The sequence below is a fragment of the Rahnella aquatilis CIP 78.65 = ATCC 33071 genome, assembly GCF_000241955.1.
In the GTDB taxonomy this organism is placed as follows: Bacteria; Pseudomonadota; Gammaproteobacteria; order Enterobacterales; family Enterobacteriaceae; genus Rahnella; species Rahnella aquatilis.
The window spans coordinates 642,647-660,723 of sequence record NC_016818.1 but is presented as its reverse complement, the minus strand read 5'-3'; the positions used below and the strand labels follow the sequence as shown (position 1 = coordinate 660,723).

At 43.1% G+C, this 18,077-nt stretch carries 16 protein-coding genes; all 16 read left to right on the top strand.

Annotation, left to right across the window (positions count from 1 at the left end; all coding sequences use genetic code 11):
- The first annotated feature begins 50 nt into the window (after positions 1 to 50).
- Genes RAHAQ2_RS02995 through gmd form a run of 16 tightly spaced genes read left to right on the top strand, consistent with a single transcriptional unit; the run spans position 51 to position 18,077 of the window.
- Positions 51 to 899 (top strand): ABC transporter permease, encoded by an 849-nt coding sequence (locus RAHAQ2_RS02995; protein WP_014333807.1) that lies wholly within the window; start codon positions 51 to 53, stop codon positions 897 to 899.
- 4 nt (positions 900 to 903) lie between these two features.
- A complete protein-coding gene (locus tag RAHAQ2_RS02990) occupies positions 904 to 1,656 on the top strand; it encodes an ABC transporter ATP-binding protein (RefSeq protein WP_014333806.1) in 753 nt (250 codons plus the stop codon).
- Positions 1,643 to 3,037 carry a phenylacetate--CoA ligase family protein gene (locus tag RAHAQ2_RS02985; RefSeq protein WP_202946911.1) on the top strand — a complete coding sequence of 465 codons (1,395 nt, stop codon included), beginning with the start codon at positions 1,643 to 1,645 and terminating at the stop codon, positions 3,035 to 3,037. Before RAHAQ2_RS02990 ends, RAHAQ2_RS02985 begins: the two co-directional genes overlap by 14 nt.
- Positions 3,034 to 4,596, top strand: coding sequence for a polysaccharide deacetylase family protein (locus RAHAQ2_RS02980; protein WP_014333804.1), 1,563 nt, complete (start codon positions 3,034 to 3,036; stop codon positions 4,594 to 4,596). Before RAHAQ2_RS02985 ends, RAHAQ2_RS02980 begins: the two co-directional genes overlap by 4 nt.
- Entirely contained in the window at positions 4,593 to 5,720 is a 1,128-nt protein-coding gene (gene wecB / locus RAHAQ2_RS02975; protein ID WP_014333803.1) for a non-hydrolyzing UDP-N-acetylglucosamine 2-epimerase, read from the top strand. The genes RAHAQ2_RS02980 and wecB overlap by 4 nt, the downstream gene beginning before the upstream one ends.
- Positions 5,713 to 6,921: a glycosyltransferase gene (locus RAHAQ2_RS02970; protein ID WP_014333802.1), complete on the top strand. Its 1,209-nt coding sequence runs from the start codon at positions 5,713 to 5,715 to the stop codon at positions 6,919 to 6,921. Before wecB ends, RAHAQ2_RS02970 begins: the two co-directional genes overlap by 8 nt.
- The gene (locus RAHAQ2_RS24620) at positions 6,918 to 8,102 is read left to right on the top strand and encodes a glycosyltransferase family 4 protein (RefSeq protein WP_014333801.1); all 1,185 of its coding nucleotides are present in this window, start codon (positions 6,918 to 6,920) and stop codon (positions 8,100 to 8,102) included. The genes RAHAQ2_RS02970 and RAHAQ2_RS24620 overlap by 4 nt, the downstream gene beginning before the upstream one ends.
- Before the next feature lies 1 nt (position 8,103).
- Positions 8,104 to 8,703, top strand: coding sequence for a histidine phosphatase family protein (locus RAHAQ2_RS02960; RefSeq protein WP_037040588.1), 600 nt, complete (start codon positions 8,104 to 8,106; stop codon positions 8,701 to 8,703).
- On the top strand, positions 8,703 to 9,659 hold the full coding sequence (locus RAHAQ2_RS02955; RefSeq protein ID WP_014333799.1) for a glycosyltransferase family protein: 957 nt from the start codon (positions 8,703 to 8,705) through the stop codon (positions 9,657 to 9,659). Before RAHAQ2_RS02960 ends, RAHAQ2_RS02955 begins: the two co-directional genes overlap by 1 nt.
- A gap of 17 nt (positions 9,660 to 9,676) precedes the next feature.
- Complete coding sequence (locus tag RAHAQ2_RS02950) at positions 9,677 to 10,789, top strand: glycosyltransferase family 4 protein (RefSeq protein WP_014333798.1); 1,113 nt, start codon at positions 9,677 to 9,679, stop codon at positions 10,787 to 10,789.
- A 26-nt stretch (positions 10,790 to 10,815) separates the two neighbouring features.
- Positions 10,816 to 11,814 (top strand): glycosyltransferase family 4 protein, encoded by a 999-nt coding sequence (locus tag RAHAQ2_RS02945; protein WP_014333797.1) that lies wholly within the window; start codon positions 10,816 to 10,818, stop codon positions 11,812 to 11,814.
- A gap of 13 nt (positions 11,815 to 11,827) precedes the next feature.
- Positions 11,828 to 13,558 (top strand): glycosyltransferase family 4 protein, encoded by a 1,731-nt coding sequence (locus tag RAHAQ2_RS02940; protein ID WP_014333796.1) that lies wholly within the window; start codon positions 11,828 to 11,830, stop codon positions 13,556 to 13,558.
- Between the two features lie 46 nt (positions 13,559 to 13,604).
- Entirely contained in the window at positions 13,605 to 14,807 is a 1,203-nt protein-coding gene (locus tag RAHAQ2_RS02935) for a glycosyltransferase (protein WP_014333795.1), read from the top strand.
- Positions 14,804 to 15,925 carry a glycosyltransferase family 4 protein gene (locus RAHAQ2_RS02930; protein WP_014333794.1) on the top strand — a complete coding sequence of 374 codons (1,122 nt, stop codon included), beginning with the start codon at positions 14,804 to 14,806 and terminating at the stop codon, positions 15,923 to 15,925. The genes RAHAQ2_RS02935 and RAHAQ2_RS02930 overlap by 4 nt, the downstream gene beginning before the upstream one ends.
- The gene (locus tag RAHAQ2_RS02925; RefSeq protein WP_014333793.1) at positions 15,922 to 17,043 is read left to right on the top strand and encodes a glycosyltransferase family 4 protein; all 1,122 of its coding nucleotides are present in this window, start codon (positions 15,922 to 15,924) and stop codon (positions 17,041 to 17,043) included. Before RAHAQ2_RS02930 ends, RAHAQ2_RS02925 begins: the two co-directional genes overlap by 4 nt.
- Positions 17,040 to 18,077: a GDP-mannose 4,6-dehydratase gene (gmd, locus tag RAHAQ2_RS02920; RefSeq protein ID WP_014333792.1), complete on the top strand. Its 1,038-nt coding sequence runs from the start codon at positions 17,040 to 17,042 to the stop codon at positions 18,075 to 18,077. The genes RAHAQ2_RS02925 and gmd overlap by 4 nt, the downstream gene beginning before the upstream one ends.

The window sequence follows — 18,077 nt, the reverse complement described above, 5'->3', positions numbered from 1 at the left end:
AATATTGATCGTGTAACAACTTGTTTTACTTATCTGAAGGCAATAACGAAATGAATCCCAACGTTTCTGATTTAACGCGTGAGAAGGCCGAAGCGAATAATGCGCCCCCTGGCTGGAAAGAGCATAACGGCAAAACCGATATGCTTGAGGGTATCAAGGCTTATCATGTCTGGTTGATTTGGGGCTGGCATGACATCCGTCAGCGTTACCGCCGTTCTGTTCTGGGCCCATTCTGGTTTACACTTACCACATTGATTATGGTAGGGGCCTTGGGTTTTCTGTACTCCGAACTTTTAGGACAGGAAATCTCTACTTACCTCCCTTATCTGGGCGTCGGGTTAGTTGTATGGCAATTTATTAGTACTGCAGCTAATGAAGGCTGCACATGTCTCATAGGTTCTGTCCATATTATCAAGCAAATACGCATGCCACTTACGACGCATGTATGCCGAATGGCCTGGCGTAATTTCATCATTCTGTTACACAGCTTGCCTGTTGTTATTATATTTATGTTCTTCTTCGGGCATATGCTGACCTGGGAAATAATTTGGGTTATTCCTGGTCTGCTAATCGTATTACTCAATGCAGTTTGGTCGGGAATTGTCTTTGGTATTCTGTGTTCGCGATTCCGCGATGTTGCGCCAATAATTGGTAGCCTTTTCCAGGTTTGTTTCTTTGTCACTCCGGTTATGTGGCAAACATCTGCGCTTAAAGAACGCGGCTGGATAGCTGATTTCAATCCTTTTTATCACCTTATTGAGATAGTTCGAGCCCCTATTTTAGGCACACCCGTACCGTTTATTTCATGGGCATCTAGTATAGCTTTACTGGTCGTTGGTTTTGCTTTTGCTCAATATCTGATGAATCGCTACCGTGACCGCGTAGCCTACTGGTTGTAATATTATGCAAACATATATTCGTGCCGAAAAACTCTGTGTTGAGTTTCCGATTTTTGATAATTCACACCGTTCACTTAAAAATACCGTTATGCATCTCACGACCGGTGGGCGCATTGGTGTGAATGTCGGTCAGCACCCTGTAGTACGTGCACTTAATGAGATCGATTTTGACATACGCGAAGGCGATCGGGTCGGCTTAACGGGTCATAATGGCTCAGGCAAAACAACACTGCTTCGCGTATTATCAGGTGTCTACGCCCCTGTATATGGGAAACTGTCGATGCACGGGCGTATTGCCTCATTACTCGATGTTTCCACCGGTATTGATCCGGATGCTTCGGGTTTTGAAAATATCTATTTGCGCGGGATCACTGATGGACTTAAACCTGCTCATATCCGCAGTAAAATTGACGAAATCGCTGATTTCACAGGCTTAGGCGATTATCTCAATCTTCCTGTGCGTACTTATTCAAGCGGGATGCAATTACGTCTGGCCTTCGCTATATCCACAAGCGTCAATGCAGAAATTCTCATTATGGATGAGTGGCTTAGCGTAGGCGATGCCGAGTTCAGTGCTAAAGCAGCAGTCCGTCTGGACTCTCTGGTCAGTAACGCCTCTATTTTAGTGTTAGCTTCCCATTCCCCAGAGCTTATCTCACGCGTCTGTAATCGAAAAATGCACCTTGAACACGGACTCATCGTCAGTGACGAAAGGATCAATACCGACGTTACCGGGGGGAAAATTGAAACTATCTGAGATAAAAATTTCTTCTCAGCATCCGTTGCTTCTCGCCTCTGAGCGGCTATTTTCCGTACAGCCGTTCAGCTTAATCAAAGGTTTAGTCAGTGCACACATTGCCTATCCCCTTGCTGAGCGACATGAAAAACGGCAAGTCAGAGAAAAAGTTCAGGCATTGCGCCGTCATTACAGCCAACCTTTTTCCCAGCGCTTAGTTCAGGCTCAGGAAGCGTTAGTGGAAACTCTGCATTTCGCAAGAAGCGAAGTACCCTACTACCGCGACCTTTTTGCCTCTCTCGGTTTTAACCCTGATTCGGTAAAACAAGACATACGTTACTTGCAGGATCTTCCCTTGCTGACGAAAGACATCATTCGCGAGCAAGGGGAGCGCCTTTACGCGCGTCCCCTGAATGATATTCGCCATCATATGTGTAAAACAGGGGGATCAACGGGCTTATCTTGCCATATTGCCTACGATCAACCTGCAGCAGACTGGTCCGCTGCTGTTACTCTTTTTGCCCGTGAATCAGCGGGGAACCGTAAATGGCGTTCAGAACTGCATTTTGCATGTCGTTTTCCGGACATGGTCGATCCTGGCTGGCCTACGCTTGAGGATTTTAAATGCTTTGCGATGAACCGAAGCAATATTTTCTTTGACCGCTTAGATGATGCCGGTCTGGCCGAAATTTGGGAAATTCTCAAACGACGCAAACCTTACATGGTTCATGCTCATCCCTCCACTATCTATGCATTAGCCTGTTACATAGAACGCCAATATGGTAGCGCTAAAAGCTTTGAAGTCTTTGAATCCAGTGGGGAATTATTAGAACCCTATATGCGTGAAACCATTTCGCGTGTACTCGGAGCCAGAATTGTTGACCGCTACGGATTAGCCGAGTTGGGCGTGATGGCTTATGAACTTCAGGGACATGATAAAGGATTACAAGTCCTTGACTCAGAAGGCTGGCCAGAAGGACACATCACCGATTCAGGCGAACATCAACTGGTCTTCACGGGCTTTCATAATCGCCTGATGCCGCTCATTCGTTATACTACCGGTGATCTGGCACATGTCGAACAACGCGACGATGGTTTCTATCTTACGGAAATCACTGGCCGTATTCATGACATTGTCCATTTAGATGGCGTTGCGTACCCAACCCATACGATTCAGGACATGCTCGATTATCGGGTTGGTTGTATTCAGGAATTCCAAATCGACATGCGTGGTGAAATACCTGTTATGCGTATCGTCCCGGAATCCTATGCAGACAAAGCAGAAATCGTTTCAAAAATTGAAAGTTACTGGCCTAACGCAATGAAAGTTGAATTCGTTGGGCATGATGACTTAATCCGTGTCGGCCATCGGGCCAAATTTCGACATGTGGTGACTGCATGATAGGCATTCTATATAGCTGGGAAGATCGAAAAACAGGCGAACTGGTGCTGACAGCAATGCGTCGCTCAGTCACTACGTCAGGGGCATCAAGAATCGCATCCGGGGATATAGCCAAGAATGATTTTATTTTAGCGATCAACCCCGATGAATATTTAGGCGAAAAACTGCTTGTATGGTTATCGGAAGGAGCGCGCAAACTGATCCTTTTTGGAAGACTCCCTGATAATCTTCTAAATCATTTTAAAATCGTCCCAGCCGCTTGGCCAGAACCTACCGATGACTGGGCCAGAAGTCCCGCTGCATTGAGTGGGCAATTCGCAGAAAGTAAGGCATCGATCCATTATTCACATTCTGCCCTCGCCCTTAAAACAAGCGACTGGGACCGGGCTTTAGAGAGATTCGATTTTACCGATGAATGGAATAACCTCGGATTCGGTGCCGTACGCGCTGAGGGGAGTATCTGGAGTATAGCCAGCGCTTGTCATGCGCCGGAAAGCGCGGAACTCGCGCGTATACAGACCAGGGAACACGTCATTACCAGCTATTCAGCACTGTTTGAAGAACCGAAAACAAGTGTGCTCTGGGTGAATCGCGAAGTCGGGCTTATAGATTCCTATGAATGGCGACTTATTGAAGCATTTATCAGCAACTGGCGTCATGACGTGCTGCCATGTCTACCCGTGCTGAGTGAAATTCCCTTTGGTTACGATGCTGCAATTACAATGCGGCTAGATTGCGATGAAGATATTGCTTCTGTGCAGCAACTTTGGGAAGCCTATCAGCAGGCTGACGTTCCGTTATCTTTAGCGCTGCATACAAACATCCTGCCAAACGAGAAACATGAAAAGTTTCTAAAGACATTTATCGAAACAGGAGGCGCGGTTCTGTCCCACACCGCAACCCATGCTCCTAATTGGGGTGGGAGTTATGAAGCCGCGCATTGGGAAGGCGTCGAATCACGAGCGAAGATTGAGAATGCGACCGGGATCAACGTTAAGTATGCAGTATCCCCTTTCCATCAGTCACCTGAATATGCACTTGCTGCACTTTGTGACGCCGGTTATCTCGGTTGTATTGGCGGTATTATCCGTAATGATCCTGAGTTTTTAATCGCACGTGGTGGGGAGTTAGCACATTTACCAGCAGGCTTTGTGGGCCATTCCCAGCAAAGCATGTTGCATGGTGACTGCATGCTAACCGACGGAGACCCACTGACGATCTTTAAACAGGCTTTTGATCGTGCAGTGGAAACAAGGACTCTGTTTGGCTACCTTGATCATCCATTCTCTGAACGATATCAGTATGGTTGGTCCGATGAGAAAACTCGTGTCACGGCACACCTGAATTTTATTAAGTACATGCGTGAGCAGTCTGCACAGCCTCTATTTTTAGATGAATGCCAGACGCTCGATTTTCTGCGTGCTCGCGCTGCCATTCAGTTCACCTTCAGTAGCCGGCATCAAATCGCAAGCGTTCCAGTCACATGCAACGGTCTCAGATTTGCTGCAGAGTTCCGTGGTTTACTTTACGAAATTACTGATGGAGCCGTGTTGTCATGAAAATTCTCATTGCCTTAGGAACCCGACCTGAAGTCATCAAACTCGCCCCGATTATTTTAGCCCTACGTGGACGTGCTGAAGTGCGCATTTGTGCCAGTGGTCAGCATCGTGAAATGCTCGCTCAGGCTCTGGGCGCGTTTTCACTGGTACCGGATATTCAACTTGATACCATGAGCCCTGGTCGCTCTCTGAACATCCTGGCTTCACGTCAACTCAGTGCCTTTGATGAAGTGTTTGAACAAGAGAAACCTGATTGGGTTGTTGTCCAGGGAGATACTACAACGGCTTTCTGCGCCGGGCTCGCTGCATTTCATCAGGGCATTAGGGTGGCCCATGTCGAAGCAGGCCTGCGAACCGGCGATCTGGCAAGTCCTTTCCCTGAAGAGGCAAACCGCAGCTTGCTGGGAAGAATTACCACACTTCATTGTGCGCCGACGAATGCAGCTCAAGCTGCTTTGCGTATCGAAAACGTTCCGGCCGATGCCATTGTTGTGACGGGGAATACTGTCGTAGATGCCATTTATCAGGCAAGCGAATCATGGGCAGAAGGAAAACCAGAAACGCTTTCGTCTGAACTCGACGACTGGACCTCTGCTGCACCTTATGTGCTGCTGACCTGCCATAGGCGTGAAAATTTCGGCGATATTATGGAGAATATCTGCCATATGATCGCGCGCTTATGCCAGCGTCACCCCGATCTTCATTGGATATTCCCTGTGCATCTTAATCCTGCGGTAAGTGTCCCGGTACGGCGTATTCTCGGCCAGATACCTAATTTGTTACTCACGGATCCTGTTGATTACCACACCAGCCTTTATCTGATTAAAAATGCGCGTCTTGTTATTTCTGACTCTGGCGGTATCCAGGAAGAAGCACCTACCTTTGGAACACCCGTCGTGGTGATGCGCGAGCACACTGAACGTATGGAAGGTGTCAAAGCGGGGTTTGCTACATTGGCAGGGCAATCGCCGGAACGCATTGAGGAGGCCGTTGACTATTGGCTGACTCACCCTGAAGCAGTAGATAAATTGAAACAGTTACCTAATCCTTATGGTGACGGGCACGCAGCCACACGTATCGCAGATGCATTGCTTGGATTGCCTGTGGAGACATTTTGTGGCTGAGAATGTCAATCATTCATCTATTCCTGAATCCTGCATACTTTTTGCTACAGCGGATTGGGATGAACCCTATTGGACAAATAAACAACACAGCGCCAAAGCACTCGCAGACCTTGGTGTAAACGTTCTCTACGTCGAGAGCGTCGGTCTGCGTGCACCAAGTGCCTCAAGTAGCCGCGACTGGCAACGTCTGAGGGAGCGTTTTACAAAAGGGTTACGCTCACTTATTTTCGGCGCACCTAAACGAGCTTCGAATATTCGCGTACTTTCGCCACTTCTGATACCGGCTGGTTATCGAAATCCGTTCACTCGCTGGCTAAACCGCTGGTTATTAAAAGTAACTATCTGGCGCAATATGCCCCATAAAGTGAAAAGCCCACCGCTTGTCTGGACTTATCACCCCTTTATGCTGGAAATATTTGCGGCACTCAAAGGCAGCCAATTGTTGTACCACTGTGTTGATGATCTTGCTGCGGTGCCTGGCGTGGATGCAAACGCCTTTCGTGAAGCGGAGGAAAGATTACTTAAGCAGGCCGATGTTGTGTTTGCTACCGCACCTGCGCTTGCTGAGCGATGCAGCCAGTTTAATAACAACACCCATTTTCTTCCCAATGTAGTTGACGCTGAACACTTTGGGAAAGCATTAGATAAAAAGGATTTACCGGATGATCTAGCGTGTATTCCAGAACCAAGATTAGGTTATCACGGCGTTTTATCAGATTTTAAAATCGACTTCCGGTTATTGCTGGAATCTGCACGAATGAGACCTGACTGGCAGTGGGTTTTCATTGGTGCTGAGCGGGAAGGACAAAAAAGTCCTTTGATTACAGAATTAGCGGAACTTCCTAATGTACATTTTTTAGGCTATCGTGCATATCAGGTTCTCCCTGACTATCTCAGGGGAATACAGGTTGGCTTATTACCTTCCCTGATTAATGACTATACACGTTCAATGTTTCCGATGAAGTATTATGAATATTTGGCGGCAGGTATTCCGGTGACTAGCACACGAATTGCGTTTACTGAATCTCAGTTAGAGGCAATAGAAATTGCCGAAGGAACGGTGGAATTTATCAATGCTATTTCGATACAGATAAATAGAGGAAAGTTCTCCAAAGAACAAGCTGGAGCTCTGGTGAATAGCAATACCTGGCAAGGACGTACTCTCAAAATGGTCTCAGCACTGCACGGTATCCGACTATGAATCGAAATGGTGTAAATTTTTTTGGCTCCTCAGAAACTTCTGATGGGATTGGCCGGGCTGCAGCTTTAAATATTCAGTGCCTTGAAGCTTCCAGACTTCCTCTGGAAACGTTCGTATTATCTCGTCCTGTAGCTTTACAAAGTGGCCGTAATACGGTTATTGATGACGCACTTGTGTCAAAGTTACAATATAAAGTCAATATTTTTCAATTCAGCGCCAGGTGGGTCCCACATTATTTCTCATATCTGAGTGAAGGCGCGCTGGATGGATTTTATAACATCGGTTATTGGTTTTGCGAAATGCAAAAAATTCCTGACGAATGGGCACGTCAGTTAGAGTTTTTCGACGAAATATGGACCGCATCATCATTCTGCCAATCCACAATTGCCAGATCTGCCGATATACCAGTGATTAAAATCCCTTTGATGATTGATCCTCAACCCAAAAGCCTTCGCATACAATCTCGTCAGGCGGGACTTTGCAATGACCCTTTCACTTTTTTGACTATTTTTAATACTTATAGTGATGCTGAAAGAAAAAATGCTCTGTTTACTCTCAGAGCATTTATTGAGGCACATGGAAACAATCCAGCAGTGCGTATTATCGTTAAAGTCAGTAATCTGGAACATGACAAAATTCTTTCCGAAAAACTGGCTTCTATCCGAAAATCATTCTCGAACATCGAGGTGATCGAAGGTTATGTTGAAGATAGCGTAGTTCATGAGCTATATGGCCGTGCTGATGCTTATGTATCACTTCACCGTGCAGAAGGATTTGGGCTAACTATTTCTGATGCTATGGCGAGAGGAATACCCGTTATTACGACAGGATACTCCGGGAATATGGAATTTTGTGATGCCTATGATACACGTCTGGTAGGCTACCAGCTGCGGACAGTAGGCCATGAAAGATTAAGATATAGAAGTACCGACGTCTGGGCTGAGCCAGATATGAATGATACGATAAGTGCATTTCGGGAGCTCGTCAGTGAACATCCGAAATGGATAATACGCGCAAACCGGGCAAGAGACAGATTGGCTGAACATTTTTCAAAACAAAGTATTGCAAGCATGATGAAAGAACGTGTCGACCTGATTGGTCGTAATTTTTCTTTCTCGAGTGATATGAATGATCGCGAACTCACGCGCGAAGTCGGCATTTTCGATACCTATGGATTCTAAAATGGAAATATATCTTCTGCGACACGGCGCAAGTACATCCAATGAAAAACGCATTGTATGTGGTGCTGCTGATTATCCTCTTTCTGAAAAGGGAAAAGCGCAGGCATATCAGGTATGTCAGACTCTTAATAATATACCTTTTACACATGTTTATACTTCCCCCCTTTCGCGTGCGCGGGAAACAATTGCAAACCTAACGTGTTCATCAAATGCTATTATTGAAGAAGAACTGGTCGAACTGAATACTGGTTTGGTGAGTCACATTACGGTAGATGAACTGTGGGAAACGGAACCACGTTATCGTTATCAAGGGCTTGATCCAGATTTTAAATACCCTGAAGGTGAATGCCTTAATGATATGTTGTTAAGGGTAGGAAACTGGTTCGAAAAAAGATTCATTGAGTGGAATTCTTCCGACACCATACTTATTGCGGGCCACGAAGGGACGGTATGTGGGATATTGCATCGATTGCTCAAACTGCAGATCGATCATTATCCAACATTCACCATCGGTAACTGTGAATACATAAGAATCACGATTAATGAAGATCGACAAATTCGCTATCAATTCTTTCCACTCCATCCGGTGGAGATCTTTTAATGAAAAGAGTATTGTTAACAACATATCCAGAAGCCTTCCTCTATCAGGGAGGCGGTGAAAGAGAGATCCTTCTCTTGAACGAAGCTTTAAATTCCTCAGGTATTATTTCTGAAATTTATGGCCCTACTTCCAGACCTTTGTCGAATTACGATGCTGTAATTCATTTATCGATGAATGGTGGGAGCGAACATATCATTGGGGCTATTTCTAATGTTGATATTCCAGTAATTCTTTGGCCTAATCTTTGGTTTGTTGAACCGCCATCAGAAGATAATTCGGTACATCTGGCAGCTTTTCTTAAGTCCTTTGATGCTGTCGTCTTCCGCTCTCAGGCAGAAGAAAGACATTTTAGTCACTATCTTAATATTGAAAATAAAGATGTAATACACATCTCCCCGCTTATTTCGCCAAAATTCCTTCGCAAGAATATCACTGATGTTTTTAGAGAGTCTTATGGACTGAAATCATATGCTATATGGACAGGTATCATTGAACCGCAAAAAAACCAACTGGCGGCTGTCCGGGCTTTTAATGATCTCGATTTGGATTTGGTCATTTCAGGAGGCATTCGCGATAAAAAGTACGCAGATGAATGTAAGCGACTGGCAGGTCCTAATATAAAATTTATATCTACAATACCTTTCGGTTCTGAACAACATTTATCTGCATTAAGCCATAGCCAAATGGTAGTAGAACTTCCTTTCGATTTTCCCGGTACATCAGCCATAGAGGCAGCAGCAATGGGCTCCAGACTATTACTTTCTCGTTCAGAATGGACGGAGGAAATGCTTGGTCCGTATTGCACTCAGGTTGATCCCAGAAATGAAAATGAGATCCGCCAGGCTGTTCTACAACTATTAAAAGAACCTCATAATCCTCTCTCTTCATCTGCTAATATATTCCCGGATATGGTCGATGCCATAGCCCCTTTAGTGAATTATCTCCAGTCAATATAATTTAGGTGTCTTATTAAATGAAGGTCATTTTTGACTGTACTGCTCTTACAAAATGGATAGGAAAACCGACTGGAATTCAAAGAGTTATAAGTGAGTTAGGGATTTCTCTGGCACGGGCCATGCCAGAGACTTTTACTGTCATTTTTGATAGTGATGGAAAGTGTTATTCTTATTCTCCGGAGTCGAAAGAAATAGGTAACGAAATTAAAATAGACAAAGGAGATATGATTTTTGCATCTGGCCATGATTGGGACTACCCAGAGCATTTCAAACATCTTTGCCATTATGCTGAAAATGATGTGAAGCTTGCTGTACTTTTTTATGACATTATTCCATTGAAATTTCCCTTTACCTATTCCTCAGAATTCGTTGCTCGTTTTGAGTTTTGGCTTAACCGGGCGCTTAGTCTGGCAAGTCTATGCTTCACCATTTCTGCCAGTACCCGTTCTGACTTACTGGAGTATGCTAAAAAATCAAACCTTCGAATTCCCAATATTGATATCTTACGCATCGGTGATAATCTTCCGGTAGTAAAAAATCAAGTTTCAGAGCAAATTTCAGAAAATATAAAAGGAAGTTATATTTTATCAGTAGGAACAATTGAATATCGAAAAAATCATATAATTTTACTTAATGCTTATCGTTATATGATTGATGTTCTTGGAATGGACGTTCCAAAATTATATATTGCAGGTCGCCAAGGATTGTATGATGCTAACGTTCATATTCAGGTTGAAGGTGACCCTTTATTAAAAGGCAAAGTAGAAATTCTCTCTGGGTTAGATGATTCAGATTTAGGAGCTTTGTACGGTTCCGCTATGTTTACAGTGTATCCTTCTATCTACGAGGGATGGGGTCTACCAGTAGCAGAAAGTCTTTGTTATGGCGTTCCTTGTATCACTTCTAAAAGTTCAAGCATGCTGGAAATAGCACCTGAGCTTACTCCTTTTGCAAATCCCCTTATGACCAATGAATGGGTGGATATTATGCGATTGTGGATAGAAAAACCGGATGAACTAGCAAAAGTAAGAAAACAAGTTAATGCTCAATATCACAAGACCAGTTGGGATGATACGGCATCTTTGTTGCGTGATTCATTAATGAAATTTAGTCACATACTTATAAATTAAAGTAATTGCTGGGGGTACTCTTTTAAATGAAAAACAGCGAAACCAAAAAAGTTAATGTAGTTTTTGGGGTTTACCCTTGGGCTTTTGATTGTCCTGGGGGAGGAGAGCGTCAGTTAATGGCGTGGAAATATCATTTAGAATTGCGTGGGCATAATGTCACGCTTTATGATCCCTGGAAACCTGTTCCTGAAGAGTTTAAAATATTTCATTTTTTTTCTGTTATGCCAGGTTCATTCCAATTATGTGAGTATATAAAGAAGAAAGGCTACGCTCTCGTTATAACACCAAATTTATGGGTTACTCCTGAGACAAAATGGGATTACCCTCATGATGATATACAACGCTTGATTTCTATAGCGGATAGAATAGTCGTAAACTCCTCTCTAGAGGCGAAAGCTTTAAGTGAAGTATATGACATTGAGATAGAGCGTTTTCGAGTAGTTTATAATGGTGTAGAAAAAAGTTTCTTTAATATAGCGACTCCAGATTTGTTCCATTCTTATAGCAAATTAATGGACAAGCGCTATTTGCTCAACGTAGCTAATGTTGAGCCCCGCAAAAACCAGTTACGTTTTCTGCAGGCTCTCAAAGATCATCCTGAACTCACGTTAGTCGTGGTTGGCCATGCCCGAGATAGTGCGTATCTCGAAGAATGTAAGCAAGTGGGCAAAGAACAATTTGTTTATCTCGGCCCGCTTGAATATGGCTCAGAATTATTACGTTCTTCCATGGCTGGTGCAGAAGCATTTGTGATGCCAAGCACGCTTGAAACACCGAGTATTGCTGCTCTGGAAGCGGCCGCATCAGGATGCAGGATTCTCGTGACAGAAGTAGGTTCGACGAAAGAATATTTCGGTGATAATGCTATATATATCGACCCGAACTCAAATGCTTCAATGAGTCATGGTATTGGCCAAGTATTAACGATGCCTAAGCAATGCTTAAGACAAAGAACACACGACAACTTCACCTGGGAAAATGTTATTCTAGATCTTGAAAAAATATATAGAGAATTATTATCTTAAAATGGGAAATAGTATGAAAGAGAGAGATCCTAAGCTTTATATCGATTGTACCTCAACATTTCGTAGTGGGCTTAATACTGGTGTCCAACGAGTAGTAAGAGCTTTAATTGGTGAGGCGAAGACTTTTTCTGAAATTACTCAGCTCGACTGTATTCCTATTTGCTATCAATTCAATGGTTTTTATACACTAGAAGATGCTCAAAAAATAACCCTTGATACTGTTTCTGATTTTGTGGCACTGGAATTTAATTTTAGAGACATTTATCTATGCCCGGATGCATTCTGGAGTTATGGAATGACATCTTGGTATGATTATTTCAGGGATCATGGCGTTAGCATAGCAACAGTAGTTTATGATCTTATTCCTATTGTTAACCCTGAATTTAGTGACCCAACTGCAAGACATGAATTTGAATCGGCGCTTGTAGATGTTGTGAGAAAATCAGATCTCTTATTCACTATATCTCAATCAACCCGTAAAGATCTCATCGAATACTGTAGTTCAAAAGGCGAAATTTTCGACAGTGAACGCTGTCAAGTCATCCCGCTTGCGCCGGCGCTTCAAGCTGCCAGAAGCGACATTGATTCAGAACGTTTACCTGATGGACTATTTTTCTTGATGGTGGGCACTGTCGAACCTCGGAGAGGTTATATTGAGGCTATTTCTGAATATCAAACATATTTAGCTTCAGGTGGTAACTCTTCCCTATTAATTATCGGCAAGGAAGGCGGTGCATCTGAAGAGGTCACTGAGTTTATTAGTCATGCCGGTAATAAAGTTATATGGCTTACCGACGCCAGTGACGCGGAACTTATGGCAGCTTATCAGCATGCCGTGGCAGTAATATGCCCTTCCAAAAGTGAGGGTTATGGCATGTCCGTATCTGAAGGTCTTGCTTATAACGGTTTGGTATTAGCTAACCGTTTGCCTGTTTTTGGAGAATTTGCGGGCTCAAGCCCATACTATTTTGAAATTGAAAGGTCAGGTGATCTCGCTCGCCTCTTAACAGATACTCCTCATTTAAAACGGCAAGACAAATTGTCTGATATGGGGACCTGGAAAAATACCGCTACAGTACTGGCCTCAGAATTAGTTAGCATTTCAAAATCTCATGGCCGTCATAAAGCCATAGAATTGAGAAAGAATTCAGAAGAGGCCATCCGTTGGGCATATTGGTTGCTTTTTGATCGCAAGTGTTCCCCAGAGGAGACCTCAAACTGGCTCAAATTTGAAAATATCCAAGACATGTTTGAAGCATTACGATTTGAAAGCAGAAACCTTACATCGCCGGTAAGCAAAGAAGCTATTCGTTGGATTCAATTAATTATTAACGGAAGAGACTCAGTTGATAATCAAGAAATGGAATATTGGCTTGAATTTGGAAAAATTCAGGACATGATTGAAGCAGTGAAATACGAAAACATGAATCTCACGTCAACATTAAGTAAAGATGCAATTCGATGGATTCAATTAATTATTAACGAAAGAGATTCCGTTGATGATGAAGAGATTTCGTACTGGCGTAGCCAATCCAAATCAATTTCTGGTTTACGCCATAAAATTCTGGAAGAACATTTCAGACCAGAAGCTCCACTATCTAAGCTTTTTGTACGTTGGGCGTTTGTTGCATATTTGGGTGAACTGGATCCAAAACCAGATGAGTTAAACGCATGGTTTGAAAGTGCAGGAACAAACGGTGAGTTTTTAACAAAGTTGAAACTTACAAAGTCAAACATTCAGTAGAAATTTTTTGTTAATATTCAAGAATCAGTATCCCGGAGGGATTTACGTGAAAATATTACAGATGGCAACTTATGACGTTGAGCGACCAGATCACGGGGGAAAACTACGCAGTCATCATATTCGGCGAAGTTTACGTACTCAATTCAATGTTGAAACGTTGTCGTTTGAATGGGATGAGAAAGTAGATGCCTCTTCTCTATCAGTAAGATTGGATCAAAATCGCTGGACCGAATTTGGTATTAGTGGAATGCTTTCTGATTGGGGAATTTGCAATTTCCTGGAGAAAGATGAAAAGTGTTATGAACAGGTCTGCAGAAATGTTCATAATTTTGATCCCGATATCATTCTTCTTGAACAACCATTTCTATGGCCATTAGTAGAACGTTTTTTTGATGATGGTACTCTTGCACGTAATGTTAGGGTTATTTATAGCTCGCATAATATCGAAGTGATAATGAAACGCCAGATCTATCAAGATCTTTTTTCACCTGAAATAGCAAAAAAATATACTGACTATGTAGATAATATCGAGAAAGGCGTAATTAAAGCATGCTCAGGTGCAATTGCAGTTTCTGAGATTGATGCCGCTTACATCACTCGACTCAACCCCGATGCACCAGTGAAAATTTACTTCAATGGACATTCCAAACCGAAAAATGGTCCAGAGGATAAAAAATGGCAATCTCGTTTTGAAAACAGAGATGCCAACTGGGTATTCGTCGGTAGCTGGCATCCACCGAATATAAATGGATTACGCGATCTTGTAATGGCGCTGGCTCAGAAAAAAGGCGAGAAGAATTTTGCACTATGGGCGTTAGGTAGTGTTGGAAACGGTTTAGTTGCTACCACCCCTGGTTTTGATGCCAAAGATTATCCATGGTTGCATATTACGGGCCTGGTAAGTGCGGAAGATATCGATTCGGCTATTTTATGCTCAAGTGGCATTGTATTGCCGATTTGGGAAGGAGGGGGTTCAAATCTCAAAACAGCGCAGGCATTATTGTCGACAAAATGCATTCTCGGTGCGGAATTTTCATTTAGAGCTTTCGAACATGTCACCTCCGAACCAGGAGTATTTTTAGTTAAAGATGCCGATAGCCTTGCTAATTTGGTCACTGAAACCCGACCAGAAAGACATTACGCACGAAGCGAAGAAGTCTATGCTTTAGAATGGGAACGGGTTCTTCAGAGTTTGCCTGACTTCGTACTTAAAATAATTGATTCTGGTAAGGAAGAACATCTTTCATGAAAGTAATTTTTGATTGCACATCTTTAACTAATTGGATCGGACACCCTACGGGTATTCAGCGGGTAGTTTCCGAAATTGGCAACGAATTATTGGGCTGCCTGCCAAATATTCGCTTGGGGTTATTTCAAGCTGATAGCACTTGTTTGGAGTATGACATTCAGCTTCGAAAAACAACGGAAAATATTGAGCTAAATGCCGGTGACATTATTATCACAGCAGGTTCTAATTGGGATTATATAGAACATCATAAAGTTCTAATGAAATTACGGCAACAGGGAATAAAATTAGGCATTCTCTTTTATGATGCTATTCCATGCATATTACCATTTACTTACGGACCAGGCTTCCCTGAAATCTATAAAGAATGGCTAATTGAAACAATAAATGCCTGTGACTTAGCTTTTGCTATTTCAGAAAATACTAAACGCGATTTGAAGCATTTTTCTACTGAGCATGGTCTTGAACTTCCTCCTGTCACGGTGGTACGCCTCGGCGATGAAGTACCCACTACTGAAGGAGATCCTAGTGCGGATATTGTTCAAAAAATAAGTGAACCTTATTTGCTCACAGTAGGATCCATCGAATACCGTAAAAACCATATAATGCTTCTCAATGCATGGAGATACATGATAGAGGAGCAAAACTATATACCACCCAAACTTTATATTGTTGGTAAACAGGGGTGGTTGGATAATGATATAGAATATCAAATTGCTAATGACTTACGTTTAAAAGGGCGCATCGAAGTTCTTAAAGGGCTACAGGACATAGACCTACGAGTTCTTTATGAGAATAGCATGTTTACCCTTTATCCTTCTTTTTATGAAGGTTGGGGATTGCCTATCGCGGAAAGTTTGTGCTTTGGTAAACCTTGTATTGCTTCGCGCTCCTCTTCTATGGTGGAAATTGCACCTGGTCTTGTGCGACATGCGCATCCGCTACTTCTTAATGAATGGGTCGAACAAATCCGCCTGCTCGTTGATAATCCGGAAGAGTTACAAAATGAATGCGAGCGTGTGAGAACAGGTTACAAATTGTCTAGCTGGAAAGACACTGCTCTTCAAATGTGTGAAGGATTATTTGCCAATTACCCAGAAATAATGGAGATTGCCGAATGAGTTTTTATTTCGATTATTCGACGATGGTGGGTTGGCAGGGGACTCCTACTGGGATTCCACGAACAGTCTATTATCTTGCACAAGAACTCTCATCTCAGATTAGTGATTTTAAGCTAGTTGCCATTGATGATGATCTTAAATCATTCCATACTGTTGACGTTAACGGACAAGTTGCGACAGTCAGCAAGAAAGTAGATTTTTGCGAGGGGGACATTTTTTTCTCAGCTGGAGCTAACTGGGCTTTTGCCTGTTACAACGAAGAAATTCGGCGAATGAAAGAGTTGGGTGTAAAATATATACAACTTTTTTATGACATAATCCCCGATTTATTCCCGTATTTTTATAAAGATGGAATTGGCTTTGGAGATTATATAGGTCGCTGGGTCGATGAAACCGTTGCTCTCTGTGACCAATCTTTTTCAATTTCAGAATGTACGAAGAAAGATATCGTTCTTCGAAGCAATAAACTAGGTATTGATATGTCTGATATGAAAGTGATCAGACTTGGGGATGATTTTGTAGCAAGCCCTTCAGATGATACCCAGTACAGTAGTCGTTATACTGACGGAGAAAAGTTCATACTTTGCGTTGGTACGCTGGAAATTAGGAAGAATCAGGTAGCACTTCTGCATGCTTATCGCATACTAGATAAGCGTTATCCTGGACTTCTACCGAAACTCGTTCTTGTCGGGCGTAAGGGATGGATCGACAGTGAGATCGATTTCCAGGTTGAAAATGACAGAGCTTTGAATGGCTTAGTCGATGTGATTACAGATGCCAGTGACAACGAATTGAGCTGGCTGTACTCAAACTGCTTGTTTACACTATTTCCAGCACTTTATGAAGGATGGGGACTACCAGTATCTGAGAGCTTATGGCATGGGAAGCCCTGTATAAGTTCAAATACTTCCAGCATGGTTGAAATTGCCCCAGAGCTCACTATTTTTGCATCACCTTACTCTGTAGAGAGTTGGGTTGATCAGATAGAATGCCTTCTCTTTAAACCCGGAATGCTTGATAAGCAGACTGAGAAGGTTTTACGCGAGTATGTGCCTACAGAATGGTGCAATACGGCCGCTACAATTAAAGATGTGATTTTTGAAGAGTATACAAAGTGAACAATATCGCTGTAATTACAGGAATTACTGGTCAAGATGGTGCCTATTTGGCAGAGCTTTTACTGAGCAAAGGATATACAGTTTATGGTACATACCGCCGTACCAGTTCTGTTAACTTCTGGCGTATCGAAGAATTAGGCATCCAGAATCATTCCAATCTGCATTTGGTAGAATATGATCTGACTGATCTTTCTTCCAGTATCCGTCTGCTGCAAAATAGCGGAGCAATGGAAGTCTACAATCTGGCAGCTCAGAGCTTTGTCGGTGTGTCATTCGAACAACCCGTTACAACCGCTGAGATTACAGGCATCGGCGCTCTGAATCTGCTCGAAGCTATTCGCATAGTGAATCCTAAAATTCGCTTTTATCAAGCCTCTACCTCTGAAATGTTCGGTAAAGTGCAAGCGATTCCACAGTCTGAATCAACACCTTTTTACCCACGCAGCCCGTATGGCGTAGCAAAACTGTACGCACATTGGATGACCATTAACTACCGTGAAAGCTACGACATTTTTGCCTGTAGCGGGATACTGTTCAACCATGAGTCCCCTCTCCGCGGTCGTGAGTTCGTCACACGTAAGATCACTGACTCTGTTGCCAAAATTAAACTCGGCAAACTCGATGTACTAGAGTTGGGTAATCTCGACGCCAAACGCGACTGGGGCTTTGCTAAAGAATACGTAGAAGGCATGTGGCGTATGCTGCAAGCTGATGAACCAGATTCCTATGTACTGGCCACGAATCGTACTGAAACTGTACGTGATTTTGTGCTCATGTCCTTTAAAGCCGCAGGGATTAATGTTCAATTCAGTGGCCATGCAGAAAAAGAGATTGCCGTTGATGTCGCCACGGGTAAAACCGTCGTTTCCATAAGTCCTAAATTCTATCGTCCTGCTGAGGTTGAACTTCTGATCGGCGATCCTGCAAAAGCGAAGGAAAAGTTAGGCTGGGAACCAAAAACCACATTGGAACAACTGTGCCAAATGATGGTTGAAGAAGACATGCGTCGCAACGAAGCAGGATTCTCATTCTAA

Excerpts from the sequence above, each read along its gene's own strand:
- RAHAQ2_RS02980 (WP_014333804.1), top strand. The coding sequence starts at position 3,034 with ATGATAGGCATTCTATATAGCTGGGAAGATCGAAAAACAGGCGAACTG.
- RAHAQ2_RS02925 (WP_014333793.1), top strand. The coding sequence starts at position 15,922 with ATGAGTTTTTATTTCGATTATTCGACGATGGTGGGTTGGCAGGGGACT.
- RAHAQ2_RS02940 (WP_014333796.1), top strand. The coding sequence starts at position 11,828 with ATGAAAGAGAGAGATCCTAAGCTTTATATCGATTGTACCTCAACATTT.
- RAHAQ2_RS02995 (WP_014333807.1), top strand. The coding sequence starts at position 51 with ATGAATCCCAACGTTTCTGATTTAACGCGTGAGAAGGCCGAAGCGAAT.
- RAHAQ2_RS02990 (WP_014333806.1), top strand. The coding sequence starts at position 904 with ATGCAAACATATATTCGTGCCGAAAAACTCTGTGTTGAGTTTCCGATT.
- RAHAQ2_RS02955 (WP_014333799.1), top strand. The coding sequence starts at position 8,703 with ATGAAAAGAGTATTGTTAACAACATATCCAGAAGCCTTCCTCTATCAG.
- RAHAQ2_RS02930 (WP_014333794.1), top strand. The coding sequence starts at position 14,804 with ATGAAAGTAATTTTTGATTGCACATCTTTAACTAATTGGATCGGACAC.
- RAHAQ2_RS02960 (WP_037040588.1), top strand. The coding sequence starts at position 8,104 with ATGGAAATATATCTTCTGCGACACGGCGCAAGTACATCCAATGAAAAA.
- RAHAQ2_RS02945 (WP_014333797.1), top strand. The coding sequence starts at position 10,816 with ATGAAAAACAGCGAAACCAAAAAAGTTAATGTAGTTTTTGGGGTTTAC.
- RAHAQ2_RS24620 (WP_014333801.1), top strand. The coding sequence starts at position 6,918 with ATGAATCGAAATGGTGTAAATTTTTTTGGCTCCTCAGAAACTTCTGAT.
- wecB (WP_014333803.1), top strand. The coding sequence starts at position 4,593 with ATGAAAATTCTCATTGCCTTAGGAACCCGACCTGAAGTCATCAAACTC.
- RAHAQ2_RS02950 (WP_014333798.1), top strand. The coding sequence starts at position 9,677 with ATGAAGGTCATTTTTGACTGTACTGCTCTTACAAAATGGATAGGAAAA.